Source organism: Acinetobacter sp. BY419 (assembly GCF_019038395.1).
Classification (GTDB): Bacteria; Pseudomonadota; Gammaproteobacteria; order Pseudomonadales; family Moraxellaceae; genus Acinetobacter.
The window spans coordinates 1-14724 of the sequence record NZ_JAGFXZ010000039.1 but is presented as its reverse complement, the minus strand read 5'-3'; the positions used below and the strand labels follow the sequence as shown (position 1 = coordinate 14724).

Here is a 14724-nt window from a genome sequence, read left to right as displayed (position 1 = left end):
ACCTGCTCACTTGAAAATGCAAGTGAATTTATACAAGTTTCCACTGAATGCTCTCATTCATCCCCCCTGCTACAGCTTTTGAATCCGATCCCTTAAAAAGGGTAAATGTCGCCGACTGACTGCCAAACGGTCGTCCAGCTCACGACAACGCACCTGATACTGACCTGAACTGACCACTTCCAGACCATCCAGATAATTCACCGAGATCAAGGCATTACGGTGAATCCGGATAAACTGGTTCCCAAATTCCTGCTCTAACTCCTTTAGAGTTTCATCAATCAGTACGCTGCCGTTTTTATGGCGTACAGTGACATATTTCTGATCCGCCAGAAAATAATAGATATTTTCAACTGGCACCAATTCGACACCACGATAAGTCTTTGCCGCAATCTGCTGGCGGCTGATATTGATTTCGTCCATATTTTCTTTTTGTTTTAGTTGGCTCATTTGAGCTTGGGTAAGTTTAGTTAAGTGCTCTAAAACCTGTGCCAATTCCTGTTGCATCACCGGTTTAAGCAAATAGCCTTCGGCATTTGATTTAAATGCATCCAGCGCGTGTTGGTCATAGGCCGTACAAAAGACGATGGCCGGCATTGGATCCAGTTGACGTAAATATTCCGCACAAGCTAGTCCATTCATTTCAGGCATTTGAATATCTAACAGAATAACATCAGGTTCGTATTGGTGAGCCAGATCAATCGCCTGACGGCCATGGCTTGCTGTCGCCACCACATCATGTCCCAGTTGAGAGACCAAACGTGATAAACGCTCGACGGCCAGAGGCTCATCATCACAAATCAGGATGTCCATTTCTCCTCCTTACCCAGTTAACATCATCAAATGCATGATAAAGCTAACTGCGATTTCTTTGATTTATTTTTATTTATATTGATATCGCACTACCGTCGTAAACATCCCTTCGCCGGCAAAGGTTTGAAAAGTCATACTGGGCCCGTAATAAGCTTGCAGGCGCTGTCTGACATTTTCTATTGCAATTCCATGTCCCTTTTTTAAAGTTTTATTATCCTGCGTATAAGGGTTGGTTATAATGATATTAATTTGATTTTGCAATATTTCAACCAATATGCTTATGGTACTCTTTGTGAGAATTTTTTCAACTCCATGGAAAATACTATTTTCTAGCAGTGGTTGTAAAGTTAATAATGGAATTTGTACTTGTGAGTATAAGTCTTTGTTTTCTAACTTCCATTCAACCTGTAGACGCTCACCGAGGCGAATTTTCTCAATCGCCAGATAACGCTGACACAAATCGATTTCTTCTTGCAGGCTGACCAGTTTTAATTCCTGAAAACTGGCACGAAGCAGCCGTGACAGATTCAGCAGCATTTGTTCAGCTTTGTCCGGATCAATGCTAATCAGGCTGATTACACTGTTCATGCTATTAAACAGAAAATGGGGCTGAATCCGGGCTTGCATCGCCTGAATCCGGGCATTCAGCTCACTATGCTGCTGCTGCTCCCATTGCTCACGCAAGTAAAGATAGCGAAAACAGAAAGTACCTAACAAAATTCCCAGACTTAGGTGGAGTCCGACCTGCTCTAGAGCAATCGCCAGGTTTAAATCCTGAAAATTAAAACTCTGCCCAAAATGGATCAAGGTATTCAGACTCACTGTGGTGAGCAGTACAATTGCCTGTAACAGTAAAAATCCGGAAATCAAGGCCAGCTTAATGCCCATTCGCTGAAAGGCCTGATGGAATAATTCCACCAGTGCTGCAAAACATAACAGGATCCAATTGATATACAGCATATATTGAATTAGATTCAGCAGATTCAAGGACTGCCAGGACTGCGCTTCTGCCAGTGCCAAGATCATCGCCAAAATATTGCCGCCGACAAACAGTTCCAGCAAATAGTGCAGATTGCCGATCTGGCTAAAAAAATAGGAACTCTGTGCTTGCCTGTTCATAGATACGAAAGATTGAGTAGATGTGACTTCGGCAAGAGGCTTTGAATTTGTTATACTCTTTTTCGTTCTACTGCTTTTAATCTGATTGAGCCGACATGACCACATCTTCTAATTCCTCTAATCCATCACAAGCCCAAACTTCGGGCATGTGGGGTGGTCGTTTCTCTGAAGCGACTGATGCTTTTGTTGCTGAATTTACAGCATCTGTTCAATTTGACCAACGTTTTTATAAACAAGATATTGCAGGCTCGATTGCCCACGCAAGCATGCTGGCAAAAGTAGGCGTACTGACTGAACAGGAACGTGATGACATTATCGAAGGTCTAACTGCTATTCAAGCCGATATTGAAGCAGGTAAGTTCGAATGGCGCATTGACCTAGAAGATGTACACATGAACATTGAGTCACGCCTGACTCAGCGTATCGGCATCACTGGCAAGAAACTGCATACTGGCCGTAGCCGTAATGACCAAGTGGCCACGGATATTCGTTTATATGTACGTGATGAAATTGATGCCATTTTAAAATTATTAGAAAAATTACAAAAAGGCATTTTAAGCTTGGCAGCTAAAAACACCGACACCATCATGCCGGGCTTTACCCATTTGCAAACGGCACAGCCAGTGACCTTTGGTCACCATTTAATGGCCTGGTTTGAAATGCTGGTACGCGATTCAGAGCGTCTGATTGACTGCCGTAAGCGTGTCAACCGTATGCCGCTCGGGTCTGCTGCACTTGCCGGCACCACCTATCCAATCGACCGTGCTTATACTGCTGAGCTATTAGGTTTTGAAGCCGTTGCTGAAAACTCTTTAGATGCAGTATCAGATCGTGATTTCGCAATTGAATTTAATGCTGCTGCATCTTTAATCATGATGCATTTATCACGTATGTCTGAAGAACTGATTCTATGGACTTCAGCACAGTTCAAATTTGTGAATATTCCGGATCGCTTCTGTACTGGTTCTTCAATCATGCCGCAGAAGAAAAACCCGGATGTACCTGAACTGGTCCGTGGTAAAACCGGCCGTGTCTATGGCGATTTAATGAGCCTGCTCACCCTGATGAAAGGCCAGCCATTAGCCTATAACAAAGACAATCAGGAAGACAAAGAACCATTGTTCGATGCAATTGATACCGTTCGTGGGTCGTTGATGGCATTTGCCGACATGATTCCTGCGCTGGTTCCAAACATTGCTGAAATGCGTGAAGCAGCATTACGTGGTTTCTCCACTGCGACTGACCTGGCGGACTACCTGGTGAAAAATGGCGTGGCATTCCGGGATGCGCACGAGATTGTGGGTAAAGCAGTTGCGCTCGGGGTTCAGGAATCGAAAGACCTTTCTGAACTGACGCTCGAACAACTGCAACAGTTCTCTGACCTGATTCAGGCAGATGTATTTGAAAAAGCCTTAACCCTTGAAGCTTCTGTGAATGCACGCAACCACATTGGTGGTACTGCACCTGCGCAAGTCGAAGCTGCGATTGCACGTGCTTATACTCGCTTAGAAAACCTTTACGCCTAAGGAAGACCGATATGTCTCGACAAGTATTTTGCCGTAAGTATCAAAAAGAAATGGAAGGCCTAGACTTTGCACCGTTCCCAGGTGCAAAGGGTCAGGAACTGTTTGACAACGTGTCTAAACAGGCTTGGCAGGAATGGTTAAAGCACCAGACCACGCTGATTAATGAAAAGCGTCTAAATGTGTTTGAACCTGATGCGAAAAAGTTTCTTGAAGAACAGCGTGAAAAGTTCTTTAACAATGATGCATCCCTAGAAAAAGCTGAAGGCCTAAAGCCTGAGCAAGGATAAGCAGAGCACTGCTCTGCCCTTGCGCAAGATGAGAAGCTATGCCTCTAGTGAAAATCGAATGCACTGCCTTATTTTTCTGCAAGACAAGCGAAGCGCGTAGTTTTAATTGTCATAAAGGGAATCCATTAAGGGTTCCCTTTTTAGTTTAAGAAGCCCCACTCCACCCGAACGCAAGACGAGAAGCTAGGCTTCGAGTGAAAAACTAAAGCACTGCTTTTCTTTTTTAAGCAAGACAATCGCTGAAAGCGCGCGTAGGCTTGAATTAAAAAAGAATCTCCATTATGGGGGATTCTTTTTTAATGCGTTGCTCTAAAAATTACGCAAGAAAAGGACTTTAATAAAAAACAAATCCTCATCACTGAGGATTTGTTTTTTAACCTGCTCTAAAAGTTAGACAAGCCGAAGCACGTAGTTTCAACTGTCGAGGAGGAGTCTAACAAGCTCCTTTTTTTAACGACTTGCATACTGCCCTGTCATATCGCAAGACAAACACCGGAGGTATGCGTAGGTTTTTATCTGAAAAGATTCTCTTTTGAGGCTCTTTGTCATTCTCGAGACTCGCCACTCTCCCCTGACAGAGCTGTCCACTTTTAAGAACAGATTAATAACGTGCACCAGAACATTTATATCTTGAGTTGAGGGTTTTGATCAGGTAACCAGAGTTGCTCTGCACGTTTGTAGCTAACAACTGGGCTATCAAAAAGGATTTTCACCTACTCTATTCCCCTGATCTAGTCAGCTACTATCCTGCTGAAAAACATTTAGATTTGTATCAAAATCATAGATTGTAAATTCCATATACAGAGTGATCACAAAACACAACAATCTGCTACAAGAAGTCATATGATTTTGAAAAAGTGTCTCTCTATAATGAGCTCTAAGAAGAAGATGAGACATCTTTGAATAACTATAATAATAAGTAACAAATACCCCGATTTTATCCCAGTTCTTCCCCCAAAGGCTGGGTATTTTTTTGCCTGTGATTTACTATTTTTTTTGATGATTGAGTCACATAAAAAAAGCCCCTTTCAAGGAGCTTATTCTTTTATTTCAATTAAGGCTGTTTCAGATATGGCCAGGCTGCTTTGAGATAAATAAACATCGACCACAAAGTCAGCACCACTGCGGTATAGAGCAAGGCATAGGCCAGCATTTCCAGCGGCGGCCAGTTCAACAGAAATACTGTGATGGCAATCATCTGGAAAGCAGTTTTGTATTTACCCACCGTTGAAACCGCGACATTGGTCCGCGCACCCAGTTCTGCCATCCATTCACGCAAGGCCGAAACAGTAATTTCACGCGAAATAATCACAATCGCGGCAAAAGCCATCGACATGGAAGGCTGCCATTGCACCAGTACAATCAGGGCAGCTGCGACCATCAATTTATCAGCAACCGGATCGAGAAACCGTCCAAAAGCAGAGGTCTGATTTAAGGTTCGTGCCAGATAGCCATCAAACCAGTCCGTCACTGCAGCCACCACAAAAATCGTGGTCAAAATAATATGCCGCGTCATATCGGGGTTATAAGCATCAAAACCCATTGCAGGCGGCCAGTATGCCACCAATAAAAATACCGGAATAAGAGCGATACGCGCCAAGGTCAAGATATTTGGAATATTCAGGATACGACCTGTAGTCATAGACACCGCCAATTGTTCCCCTCATGTACGATGAAAATGCACACTTTTTTAGAGGTTTGATCCATCATTAATAGGCTTCACTTTATACGAATTGACTGTCAGTGTCACTAGGCAAACACCGTCACTGTTTGTCTTGCCATCGCAATCAGGCGATTTTCGGCATCCCAGAGATAGGCATGTTCCGTTGCATAACCATCCGCAGCATGGTCAGTAAATACTTTATATTTAAACCAATCATGCAATTGATGTTGAACCGGATGCACGTAAGTTACGGTCCAGGTCAGACTACTGGCTGGTGCCATACTTTTAAACATCGGTAACACACCGGGCGGCCAGATATCAAAGATTGCCATCAGGTCTGCGACCAGAAATTCACGATTGCCATGCTTTTCGGGATGAAAACGGCACCAGCCACCAAAGTCCGGCCGTGAACTGGCACTACAGGGTAAATTGACATCCGCCCAAGCGATTTCAAAATGGTTATAACACTCTGGCATGCCGTACCCTGCAGGAATCTGTAACAACCGCTCAGGCACCGCATAGTCAGGGGCCTGAGCTTCTTGCTGTACCTGAATCTCTGAATCACGGAAGATGCCAAAACTGGCAATCAAAATACTTTGCACGGCATTGTCCTGCCATAAGCGCACTTCAAGCGTGGTCACCGACTTGCCCTGCCGCAGAATTTCAGCACTTAGTCGCACTTTGGCTTGCTGAATCGGACCAACAAAAGTCACACTGCAACTGAGCAGATGTTTGGCTGGATCATTGACCTGTGTGACTGCCTTTTGCATCATCATCGCGGCAGCCAGACCGCCATACAGGGTGCGTCCCTGTAACCATCCTTGTGGGAATTCTATCCATTCCTGTTCGGCAATTTGTGCATAAAGTGCATGCAAAGACATGTTGATCCCTCGGTGAGTCTTGATGCTCACTATATTGGGCAAAATTTCTAATGTTGTGAATGCCCTGTGACCCATGCGTCAATGCGCACTTTTGCCCTTGCATTCGAGTCTCAAATTATTCATGCAACACTTTATAGATCATCCGGGCCATGACTGAACCCAGTCCCGGCACCAGTTGCAGATCTCTCTCCGATGCTTTCAGCACGCCCTGAATCCCGCCAAAATGGGTTAGCAGGTCACGACGGCGTTTTGGCCCCAGTCCGGGAATCACTTCCAGTATCGATGAACCGCGTTTTTTATCACGTTTGGCACGATGCTTGGTAATCGCAAAACGATGCGCTTCATCTCGCACCTGTTGAATCAGATGCAATGCCTTATGATCTTCAGGTAACTGAATTTTGCTGCCATCGGTAAAATGCAGAGTTTCCAGACCAGGTTTACGTCCTTCACCTTTGGACACACCGACCATAAAGGCCTCCAGTCCCAGTTCCTGCATCACCTCCATAGCCATATGTAACTGCCCCTTGCCGCCATCAATCAGTAACAAGTCCGGCAGCATGGCTTTTTTATAGCGACGGGTCAGTGCCTGACGCATGGCGGCATAGTCATCGCCAGCCTGAATATCATGAATGGAAAACTGGCGATAATCGCGCTTACGTGCCCCACCACTATCAAATACCACACAGGATGCAACAGTATCTTCACCCATGGTATGCGAAATATCGAAGCACTCAATCCGGTCCACCGGACGGCCGACCACCTGTTCCAGCTGATGAAAACGCTCGTTTAGTTCAAGATGATTGGCCAGTTTACCCTGAATCGCATGCTGTACATTCATCTGCGCCAGTTCCAGCCATTCGGCACGGGTTTCTCGGACTTTGGACTTGATCTGGATTTTTTTGCCAAAATGCTGGCACAGTGCCGCTTCCAGCTCCTTGCGGTCAGCAACTTCAACATTGACAATCAGTTCAGCCGGAATTTCATCCGCTACCTGAAAATAGAAGTTGGCAATAAAATCGGCCAGCATCTGCCCCAAGTCATCACTGAGCATATCCGGAAAATAGCTTTTGCCACCGAGCATTTTACCGTTGCGCACATGCATGATCTGTACACAGGTCACCCCGGCCTGATAGGCAATCGACAGAATATCGGCCTCGCCTTTGAGCTTATAAATGGCCTGCTGTGACTGCACATCTCTTAACAACGCCATCCGGTCACGGTAGAACACGGCTTTTTCAAATTCCAGTGCTTCGGCTGCCGCTTCCATTTTTGCAATGAGTTCCTGATTCAGCTCCTTGGTATCGCCCTGCAAAAAACGGATCGAGTTATCCACATCTGCTTTATAGTCTTCTGGAGAGATAAATCCGACACAGGGCGCGGAACAGCGCTTGATCTGGTATTGCAGACAGGGACGGGTTCGATTGGCAAAAAAACTGTTTTCACAGGAACGCACATTAAACAGTTTTTGCAGCACCACCAAAGTATCTCGGGCGGTATACGCACTCGGATAAGGCCCAAAAAACTTGCCAACCTGGTGCTTGCCCTTGCCGCGCCCACTGGCTAAACGTGGGTAGGGCTTATCTGCCGAAACGAAAATATAGACATAAGATTTGTCATCGCGCAGCATGATGTTATACGGCGGGTGATGCAGCTTGATCAGGTTCTGTTCCAGCAACAAGGCTTCGGTTTCAGAGCGCACCACCAAGGTCTGAATATCATAAATCCGCGCCACCAAGGCCTGGGTTTTTGGATGATCCAGCGTTTTGACAAAATAGCTAGAGACCCGGTTTTTCAGATTTTTGGCTTTCCCCACATACAATAATTCGCCGTCTTTGCCATACATCCGGTAGACCCCGGGCAAGCTGGTCATATTAGCCAGGATTTTCTCGATATGGGGGCGTGCGTTTTCGTTCACCTAAAGCCTATTTTTCACATGCAATCTGCAGATATATGTGATGATTATTACGTCATTTTCAAGCAAAAACACAAAATTCCCCTGAAGCTGCCACCTAAAGTTAATTATCCAAGCCATCATGCTATTGATCTATATCGCTTTCACCGTGTTCTAATTGCTAAAAGCTCTAAATTTCAAGATATAACTTTGCTATGCTCAAAAGGTCTAGTTTTGAGATGATTCGCATGACCATGCAGCAATCGGGCATTCATATTGTTCAACCATCTACCTCCTCACATCATCTGTCTGAACGTGATCGCCTGATTGGCAAACCGCGTTTTCATTTTGAACCCAATAGCGTGATGCTACTGCTACGTGAACGGATTATTGGACAAGATGCAGCCTTAAACGAAATTGAAAAGATGCTGCAGGTGGTCAAGGCAGATTTTTCCAGTCCGGATCGCCCACTTTCGGTCACCCTGATGCTCGGCCCAACCGGTGTGGGTAAAACTGAAACCGTGCGTCTGATTGCCGAAGCGATCTATGGCCGTCCGGATGCCTTTTGTTGTATTGATATGAATACCCTGGCACAAGAGCACTATGCCGCTGCTTTAACCGGGGCGCCGCCAGGTTATGTCGGCTCCAAGGAAGGCCACAGCCTGTTTGATGAAACTGCGATTGCCGGTAGTCATACCCGTCCCGGAATTATGCTGTTTGATGAGCTGGAAAAAGCCAGTACCGAGGTGATTCGCGGTTTGATGAACGTGCTGGATACTGGAAGATTAACCCTGACTGCCGGAACCAAAACTATCGATTTTCGTAACTGCATGATCTTTATGACCAGCAATATCGGGGCACAGGCTGCACAGCAATATCTGGAAAAACTCAACTACCTGCCGCAGAAAATGCAGGCGCTGTGTTTAAAACGGCTACCCACCCAGCGCATCATTGAAAAAGTCATGCAGCGTAAATTCGACCCTGAATTTCTGAACCGGATTGACCGCAGCCTGCACTATCAGGCGGTACACAGCAATGCTCTGCCGCGTCTGGTCGAAATTGAACTGGATAAACTCAACAAGCGCTTGCAGCATCAGCAACGCAGCGTTCATTTAAGCGCTGCGGCCAAAGCCTATTTTTATCAGGGCCATGATATTCGTTACGGCGCACGGCATTTGGGCCGCAAGATGCGCACCGAACTGGAACCAATTCTGGCGCTGTATTTTTTAAGCCAGCCAGCGCAATTCCGTTTGCATCTGGACTGTGTCGATGGCCAGCTTGTGGTACTGCCCGAGCATGCGGAAGCTTAAATGATCCATGCTTATATCAGTTCTTATTCGGTTGAATCGCCTGCATAAAAGCAGTCGGTTTTTTGGGTGACACCAATACAAATTTCTGTACGCCAGCCTCGGTATAGTCAATCCGCAAACGCTTCAATGACAAGGCTGGTGCAATAATAGAATGATCGGTCGGCTGAATGGACTGGATGGCGCTCAACGGAATCTTCCAGCTCAACCACAGGCTTTTAATGGTCAATATCCCGTTTTCCACCACATAGCGCGTGCTCCACAGTGGCCACCACAGGATGACAATGGTCAGGACATACACGGCCGTATGCAGCGGATATTGCTGCATGGTACCTTTGGCCTGCATGGTCAGCAGCAGTTGCAGCAACAGGCCACTCATACAAATCAGAAAAGCGACCAGCCACCAGTCTTTTTTAGAACGAAATACGTGCATCGATATCCCCCATATCCAGGTGCACGATCATCATAAACAATTCCGGAGCAGATGACAGGGATTACAGTCCACAGGAGGGATTATTTTAGATCGGGCATCGACAGGATGGTGATCACCTTCGCTCTAAGCAGAAAATCACACCCACAAAAATGAGCTAATGTAGTTTTATTTGGGGGTGATGTGAAAATATCTATAAAGACCTGGAAGCACTGCTCTCAGCATGCTTCACCACGAATCAGGGCACTTTCAAGGCTGTAAATTGACTGAATTGACAAAACTCAGCGAGAAATGAGCCTTGAAAAACAGCCACTCTGCTCCATATCAATCTAGTTGATCGATAAAAAATAATGAATTGAAACAAAATCTTTAGTTCATATACTTGTAGAAAACTGAAAGGGAAAATCATAACCGGTCAGATCCATCCGGCAGAAATTGATGACCATTGCGTCACGGCTTGATACAACTTGTTATGTTCTTTTTGGATATAGTTATCGTAAGATTAGCGAAGTCTAAAAGTGCGCGGGATATGCGCATTTGCTTCACAACATCAACTTAGAAGTCCTCCAAAATAAAGGAGATCAGGGCATGATCCACGCTGGCAATGCCATTACCGTCCAAATGCTTGAGGACGGTATTGCAGAATTCCGCTTTGACTTACAAGGTGAGTCCGTTAACAAATTCAACCGTGCAACGATTGAAGATTTCAAGGCTGCTATCGAAGCCGTCTCCCATGCCGATATTCAAGGCCTCATTGTCACTTCAGGCAAATCTACATTTATTGTAGGCGCTGATATCACAGAATTCGGCGACAACTTTGCTCAGGGTGAACAAGCGATTGTTGACTGGGCAATGCCGGTACATGAAATTTTTAACAGCTTCGAAGACCTCGATATTCCTAAAGTGGCTGCCATTAATGGCATGGCACTGGGCGGCGGTTTCGAAATGTGCCTGGTGTGTGACTACCGTGTCATGTCAGAACAGGCGCAAGTGGGCCTGCCTGAAATCAAGCTGGGAATCTTCCCGGGCTTCGGTGGTACAGTTCGTTTAAGCCGTCTGATCGGTATCGACAACGCCGTAGAATGGATGGCAATGGCAGCTCCGAAAAAACCTGCTGCTGCGCTGAAAGACGGTGCAGTAGATGCGGTGGTTGCTGCTGACAAACTGACAGATGCAGCAATTGATCTGGTAAAACAGGCTATTCATGGCCGTTTAGACTGGCAAAGCAAGCGTCAGGAAAAACTCGATCCAGTTAAACTGAGCCCGATCGAACAGATGATGGCGTTTAACTCATCGAAAGGCATGGTTCTGGCCAAAGCCAATCCGGCTCAATATCCTGCGCCAAAATTACTGCTTGATTCATTACAAGCGGGTGCTAACCTGCATCGTGATGACGCGCTGAAAGCTGAAGCTGAAGGTTTTGCCAGAGCGGCAGTAACGCCACAAGCAAATGCATTGATCGGTTTGTTCCTGAACGACCAGATCGTAAAAAAAACCTCGAAGCGCTATGAAAAAGGCGCACATCCGGTGAACCAGGCTGCCGTTCTAGGCGCGGGTATCATGGGTGGCGGTATTGCTTACCAGGCGGCAAGCAAAGGCACGCCGATCATCATGAAAGACATCGGTAACCAGCAACTTGCTTTGGGTATGAAAGAAGCCAATGGTTTACTGACCAAACAAGTTGAACGCAAGAAAATGAAGCCTGCTCAAATGGGTGAAACTCTTGCGCGCATCCGTCCAACTTTAAGCTATGACGAGTTTAAAGAAGTGGACATCGTGATCGAAGCCGTGACTGAAAATCCAAAAGTCAAAGGTATCGTACTGAAAGAAACTGAAGCGAAAGTACGTGAAAACACGATTATTGCTTCAAACACTTCTACGATTTCAATCACGCGTCTGGCTGAAAACCTGGAGCGTCCTGAAAACTTCGTCGGTATGCACTTCTTTAACCCGGTACACATGATGCCACTGGTTGAAGTTATCCGTGGTGCGAAGACCTCTGACGAAGCGATTGCAACGACTGTGGTTCTTGCCCAGAAAATGGGTAAAACACCAATCGTGGTAAATGACTGCCCGGGCTTCCTGGTGAACCGCGTCTTGTTCCCTTACTTCGGTGCATTTGACCTGCTGCTTAAAGATGGTGCTGACTTCCAGCAAATCGACAGAGTAATGGAAAAATTCGGCTGGCCAATGGGCCCTGCTTACCTGATGGACGTGGTCGGTATTGATACTGGCGTACATGGTGCAGAAGTGATGGCTGAAGGCTTCCCGGACCGTATGAAACCTGATTTCAAAGGTTCGATCCAGGTGATGTACGAAAACAAACGTCTGGGTCAAAAGAACGACGTTGGTTTCTACAAGTATGAACTTGACCGTAAAGGCAAAAAAGCCAAAGTGGTTGATCTAACTGCGTATGAGCTTGTGGCATCTGTTGCGACTGCAGAAAAACGTGAATTTCACGCTCAGGAAATCATTGACCGTATGATGCTGGCTTTCTGTAACGAAACGGTTCGTTGCCTGGAAGACAACATTGTTGCGACTCCTGCTGAAGCAGATATGGCGATGATCATGGGTGTTGGTTTCCCGCCATTCCGTGGTGGTCCATGCCGTTACATCGATCAAACCGGTGTAGCTGAGTATGTTGCGCTTTGCAATAAGTATGCGCACCTTGGTAAAGCTTATGAAGCGCCAGAAATGTTGCGCGAAATGGCTGCTAACAACAAAAAATTCTACGGTTAAGGAGCAACGTGAATGGCTACTTTAAATCCACGTGACGTTGTCATCGTTGATGGCGTACGTTCAGCAATGGGTAAAAGCAAAAACGGCATGTTCCGCAATGTACGTGCCGACTCGATGTCTGCTGAGCTTGTCCGTGCCCTGTTGGTACGTAACGAATTCGACCCGCATGAAGTTGAAGACCTAATCTGGGGCTGTGTGAACCAGACCCTGGAACAAGGGATGAACATTGCCCGTAATATCGTATTACTGGCAGACTTGCCGAAGACTGTTGCAGGTCAAACGGTAAACCGTCTTTGTGGTTCATCTATGCAGGCGATTCACACTGCGGCTGCGCAAATTGCGACCAATCAGGGTGATATCTTCATCATCGGTGGTGTTGAGCACATGGGCCATGTGGGCATGATGCACGGCATCGACCTGAACCCTGAAGCGTCTAAGCATTATGCAAAAGCGTCGAACATGATGGGCTTGACTGCTGAAATGCTGGGTCGTATGAACGGCATTACCCGTGAAGAACAGGATGAGTTCGGTGTGGAATCACATCGTCGTGCCTGGGCTGCGACTGAAAACGGTCTGTTCGAGAACGAGATTGTTGGTATTGAAGGTCATAATGCAGATGGCTATAAAATTCTGTGTGATATCGATGAAGTGATCCGTCCGGATGCCAATATCGAAACATTCCGTGCCTTACGTCCTGTGTTCGATCCGAAAGGCGGTACAGTGACTGCAGCAACATCTTCAGCATTGTCTGATGGTGCTTCTGCAATGCTGTTGATGTCTTACGAGCGTGCTCAAGCCTTAGGTCTTAAGCCACGCGCTGTAATTCGCTCTATGGCAGTTGCAGGCTGTGATGCTGCGATCATGGGTTACGGTCCGGTTCCGGCAACACACAAAGCGCTTAAACGCGCAGGTCTTGCGATTTCTGATATTCAAACTTTTGAATTGAACGAAGCATTCGCTGCACAAGGTCTGTCTGTTCTTAAAGGCTTAGGCATTTATGACCAACAGGACCGTGTGAACATAAACGGCGGTGCAATTGCGCTTGGTCACCCATTAGGTTGTTCTGGTGCGCGTATCACGACTACATTGCTTAACGTGATGGAGCAACAAGATACGCAAATCGGTCTTGCGACCATGTGTATCGGTTTGGGTCAAGGTATTGCCACAGTGATTGAACGTGTTTAATTCTTAAACAATTTGATCAAGAAAATCCTCGCTTTATGCGGGGATTTTTTATTAAAAGAAATTTTAAACTATCGTTGCTATAAGCTAGATATGATTTCTGCTTGGATTTATAAAAATAACTTAATCTATATGAATTATTTCGGAGACCACCTTAATGTACCTAATCCAACTTATAAAGTTCTTTTGAACTCGAGCCTTTCTAAGCAATGTTATCCCTTTGTAAATTTAGCTGAATATTCAACCAATAAAATTATAGTTATTAATCACTTAAATTTCATACGTGTATGATCAAGCCTCTTTTTTCTATTTCCTTAAAAAGGTTGATATGAACATGCTAAAAACAATGATCGCAACTGCAATTGTAGCGACTTCTGCATCTGCAATGGCAACTGAAGCTCAAGTTGTTCCAGCAACTGTTGTGGCTAAAACAACTCAAACTGTAGCCAAAGAAGCTGCTACACCGGCACAAGCGAAAATTGAAGCTGCTCAAGCCACTGTTGTTGCAACTCAACAAGCGACTGAAACTAAAGTGGAAGCAGTAAAAATGGAAGCGACTACCCAAGTAGAAACAGCGCAAGCAACAGCAGAGCAGCAAGTTGAAGCTGCAAAAACTGAAGTAGTAGAAACCAAAGATGCGGCAGCTGAAAAAGCAGAAGCAAAAGCTGAGAAAAAAGGCTGGTTCTCTTGGTTCAAGAAAGCTGCTTAAGCTTTTTTAAAGCATAAAAAAGATGTCATCCCGACATCTTTTTTATTTTAAATGGTCTCATTTAAATTCAAGAATTTTTAAAGTCCTCAATTTCTTACTTAAACCTTTTGCGCCAGCATCGTGGCAAAGTGCTGTTTAATCCGATGACCATTTTCATCGATACGATGCAGCTCACCGATA

General features: G+C 45.6%; 13 protein-coding genes. 6 read left to right on the top strand and 7 right to left on the bottom strand.

Going from position 1 to position 14724, the window contains the following annotated elements; all coding sequences use genetic code 11:
- Positions 1 to 69: 69 nt before the first annotated feature.
- The gene (locus KUG37_RS12845) at positions 70 to 810 is read right to left on the bottom strand and encodes a LytTR family DNA-binding domain-containing protein (protein WP_216937073.1); all 741 of its coding nucleotides are present in this window, start codon (positions 808 to 810) and stop codon (positions 70 to 72) included.
- A gap of 69 nt (positions 811 to 879) precedes the next feature.
- Complete coding sequence (locus KUG37_RS12840; protein ID WP_216937072.1) at positions 880 to 2034, bottom strand: sensor histidine kinase; 1155 nt, start codon at positions 2032 to 2034, stop codon at positions 880 to 882.
- On the opposite strand from KUG37_RS12840, the gene argH reads away from it, so the two are divergent.
- Positions 2025 to 3455: an argininosuccinate lyase gene (gene argH, locus KUG37_RS12835; RefSeq protein ID WP_216937071.1), complete on the top strand. Its 1431-nt coding sequence runs from the start codon at positions 2025 to 2027 to the stop codon at positions 3453 to 3455. The genes KUG37_RS12840 and argH overlap by 10 nt on opposite strands.
- A gap of 11 nt (positions 3456 to 3466) precedes the next feature.
- Entirely contained in the window at positions 3467 to 3742 is a 276-nt protein-coding gene (locus KUG37_RS12830; protein ID WP_216937070.1) for an oxidative damage protection protein, read from the top strand.
- Positions 3743 to 4796: 1054 nt separating this feature from the next.
- Here the strand turns inward: KUG37_RS12830 and pgsA are convergent.
- The 3 genes from pgsA to uvrC all read right to left on the bottom strand — a co-directional run bounded on the left by pgsA (position 4797) and on the right by uvrC (position 8201).
- Positions 4797 to 5384 carry a CDP-diacylglycerol--glycerol-3-phosphate 3-phosphatidyltransferase gene (gene pgsA, locus KUG37_RS12825; protein WP_216937069.1) on the bottom strand — a complete coding sequence of 196 codons (588 nt, stop codon included), beginning with the start codon at positions 5382 to 5384 and terminating at the stop codon, positions 4797 to 4799.
- A gap of 107 nt (positions 5385 to 5491) precedes the next feature.
- Positions 5492 to 6286 carry a thioesterase family protein gene (locus KUG37_RS12820; RefSeq protein ID WP_216940528.1) on the bottom strand — a complete coding sequence of 265 codons (795 nt, stop codon included), beginning with the start codon at positions 6284 to 6286 and terminating at the stop codon, positions 5492 to 5494.
- A 115-nt stretch (positions 6287 to 6401) separates the two neighbouring features.
- Positions 6402 to 8201 (bottom strand): excinuclease ABC subunit UvrC, encoded by a 1800-nt coding sequence (gene uvrC, locus KUG37_RS12815; RefSeq protein ID WP_216937067.1) that lies wholly within the window; start codon positions 8199 to 8201, stop codon positions 6402 to 6404.
- Between the two features lie 224 nt (positions 8202 to 8425).
- Here uvrC and KUG37_RS12810 point away from each other — a divergent pair, with 224 nt between their 5' ends.
- On the top strand, positions 8426 to 9487 hold the full coding sequence (locus KUG37_RS12810; protein ID WP_216940530.1) for an AAA family ATPase: 1062 nt from the start codon (positions 8426 to 8428) through the stop codon (positions 9485 to 9487).
- Between the two features lie 16 nt (positions 9488 to 9503).
- On the opposite strand, the gene KUG37_RS12805 is transcribed toward KUG37_RS12810, so the two are convergent.
- Complete coding sequence (locus KUG37_RS12805) at positions 9504 to 9917, bottom strand: PH domain-containing protein (protein WP_216937066.1); 414 nt, start codon at positions 9915 to 9917, stop codon at positions 9504 to 9506.
- Between the two features lie 585 nt (positions 9918 to 10502).
- Between KUG37_RS12805 and fadB the strand changes: the two genes are divergently transcribed.
- From fadB to KUG37_RS12790, 3 genes are all read left to right on the top strand, one after another.
- Positions 10503 to 12653 carry a fatty acid oxidation complex subunit alpha FadB gene (fadB, locus tag KUG37_RS12800; protein WP_216940524.1) on the top strand — a complete coding sequence of 717 codons (2151 nt, stop codon included), beginning with the start codon at positions 10503 to 10505 and terminating at the stop codon, positions 12651 to 12653.
- A gap of 12 nt (positions 12654 to 12665) precedes the next feature.
- Positions 12666 to 13838, top strand: coding sequence for an acetyl-CoA C-acyltransferase FadA (gene fadA, locus KUG37_RS12795; RefSeq protein ID WP_216940521.1), 1173 nt, complete (start codon positions 12666 to 12668; stop codon positions 13836 to 13838).
- A gap of 325 nt (positions 13839 to 14163) precedes the next feature.
- Positions 14164 to 14544: a hypothetical protein gene (locus KUG37_RS12790; protein WP_216938536.1), complete on the top strand. Its 381-nt coding sequence runs from the start codon at positions 14164 to 14166 to the stop codon at positions 14542 to 14544.
- A gap of 98 nt (positions 14545 to 14642) precedes the next feature.
- Here KUG37_RS12790 and KUG37_RS12785 read toward each other — a convergent pair.
- A partial coding sequence (locus tag KUG37_RS12785; RefSeq protein ID WP_216938471.1) for a hypothetical protein occupies positions 14643 to 14724 on the bottom strand: 82 nt, incomplete at its 5' end.

What these genes read in the sequence shown, in the direction of transcription:
- fadA (WP_216940521.1), top strand. Translation starts at nt 12,666, where the DNA reads ATGGCTACTTTAAATCCACGTGACGTTGTCATCGTTGATGGCGTACGT.
- KUG37_RS12810 (WP_216940530.1), top strand. Translation starts at nt 8,426, where the DNA reads ATGACCATGCAGCAATCGGGCATTCATATTGTTCAACCATCTACCTCC.
- pgsA (WP_216937069.1), bottom strand. Translation starts at nt 5,384, where the DNA reads ATGACTACAGGTCGTATCCTGAATATTCCAAATATCTTGACCTTGGCG.
- KUG37_RS12830 (WP_216937070.1), top strand. Translation starts at nt 3,467, where the DNA reads ATGTCTCGACAAGTATTTTGCCGTAAGTATCAAAAAGAAATGGAAGGC.
- KUG37_RS12820 (WP_216940528.1), bottom strand. Translation starts at nt 6,286, where the DNA reads ATGTCTTTGCATGCACTTTATGCACAAATTGCCGAACAGGAATGGATA.
- KUG37_RS12840 (WP_216937072.1), bottom strand. Translation starts at nt 2,034, where the DNA reads ATGTGGTCATGTCGGCTCAATCAGATTAAAAGCAGTAGAACGAAAAAG.
- fadB (WP_216940524.1), top strand. Translation starts at nt 10,503, where the DNA reads ATGATCCACGCTGGCAATGCCATTACCGTCCAAATGCTTGAGGACGGT.
- KUG37_RS12790 (WP_216938536.1), top strand. Translation starts at nt 14,164, where the DNA reads ATGAACATGCTAAAAACAATGATCGCAACTGCAATTGTAGCGACTTCT.
- KUG37_RS12805 (WP_216937066.1), bottom strand. Translation starts at nt 9,917, where the DNA reads ATGCACGTATTTCGTTCTAAAAAAGACTGGTGGCTGGTCGCTTTTCTG.
- argH (WP_216937071.1), top strand. Translation starts at nt 2,025, where the DNA reads ATGACCACATCTTCTAATTCCTCTAATCCATCACAAGCCCAAACTTCG.
- KUG37_RS12845 (WP_216937073.1), bottom strand. Translation starts at nt 810, where the DNA reads ATGGACATCCTGATTTGTGATGATGAGCCTCTGGCCGTCGAGCGTTTA.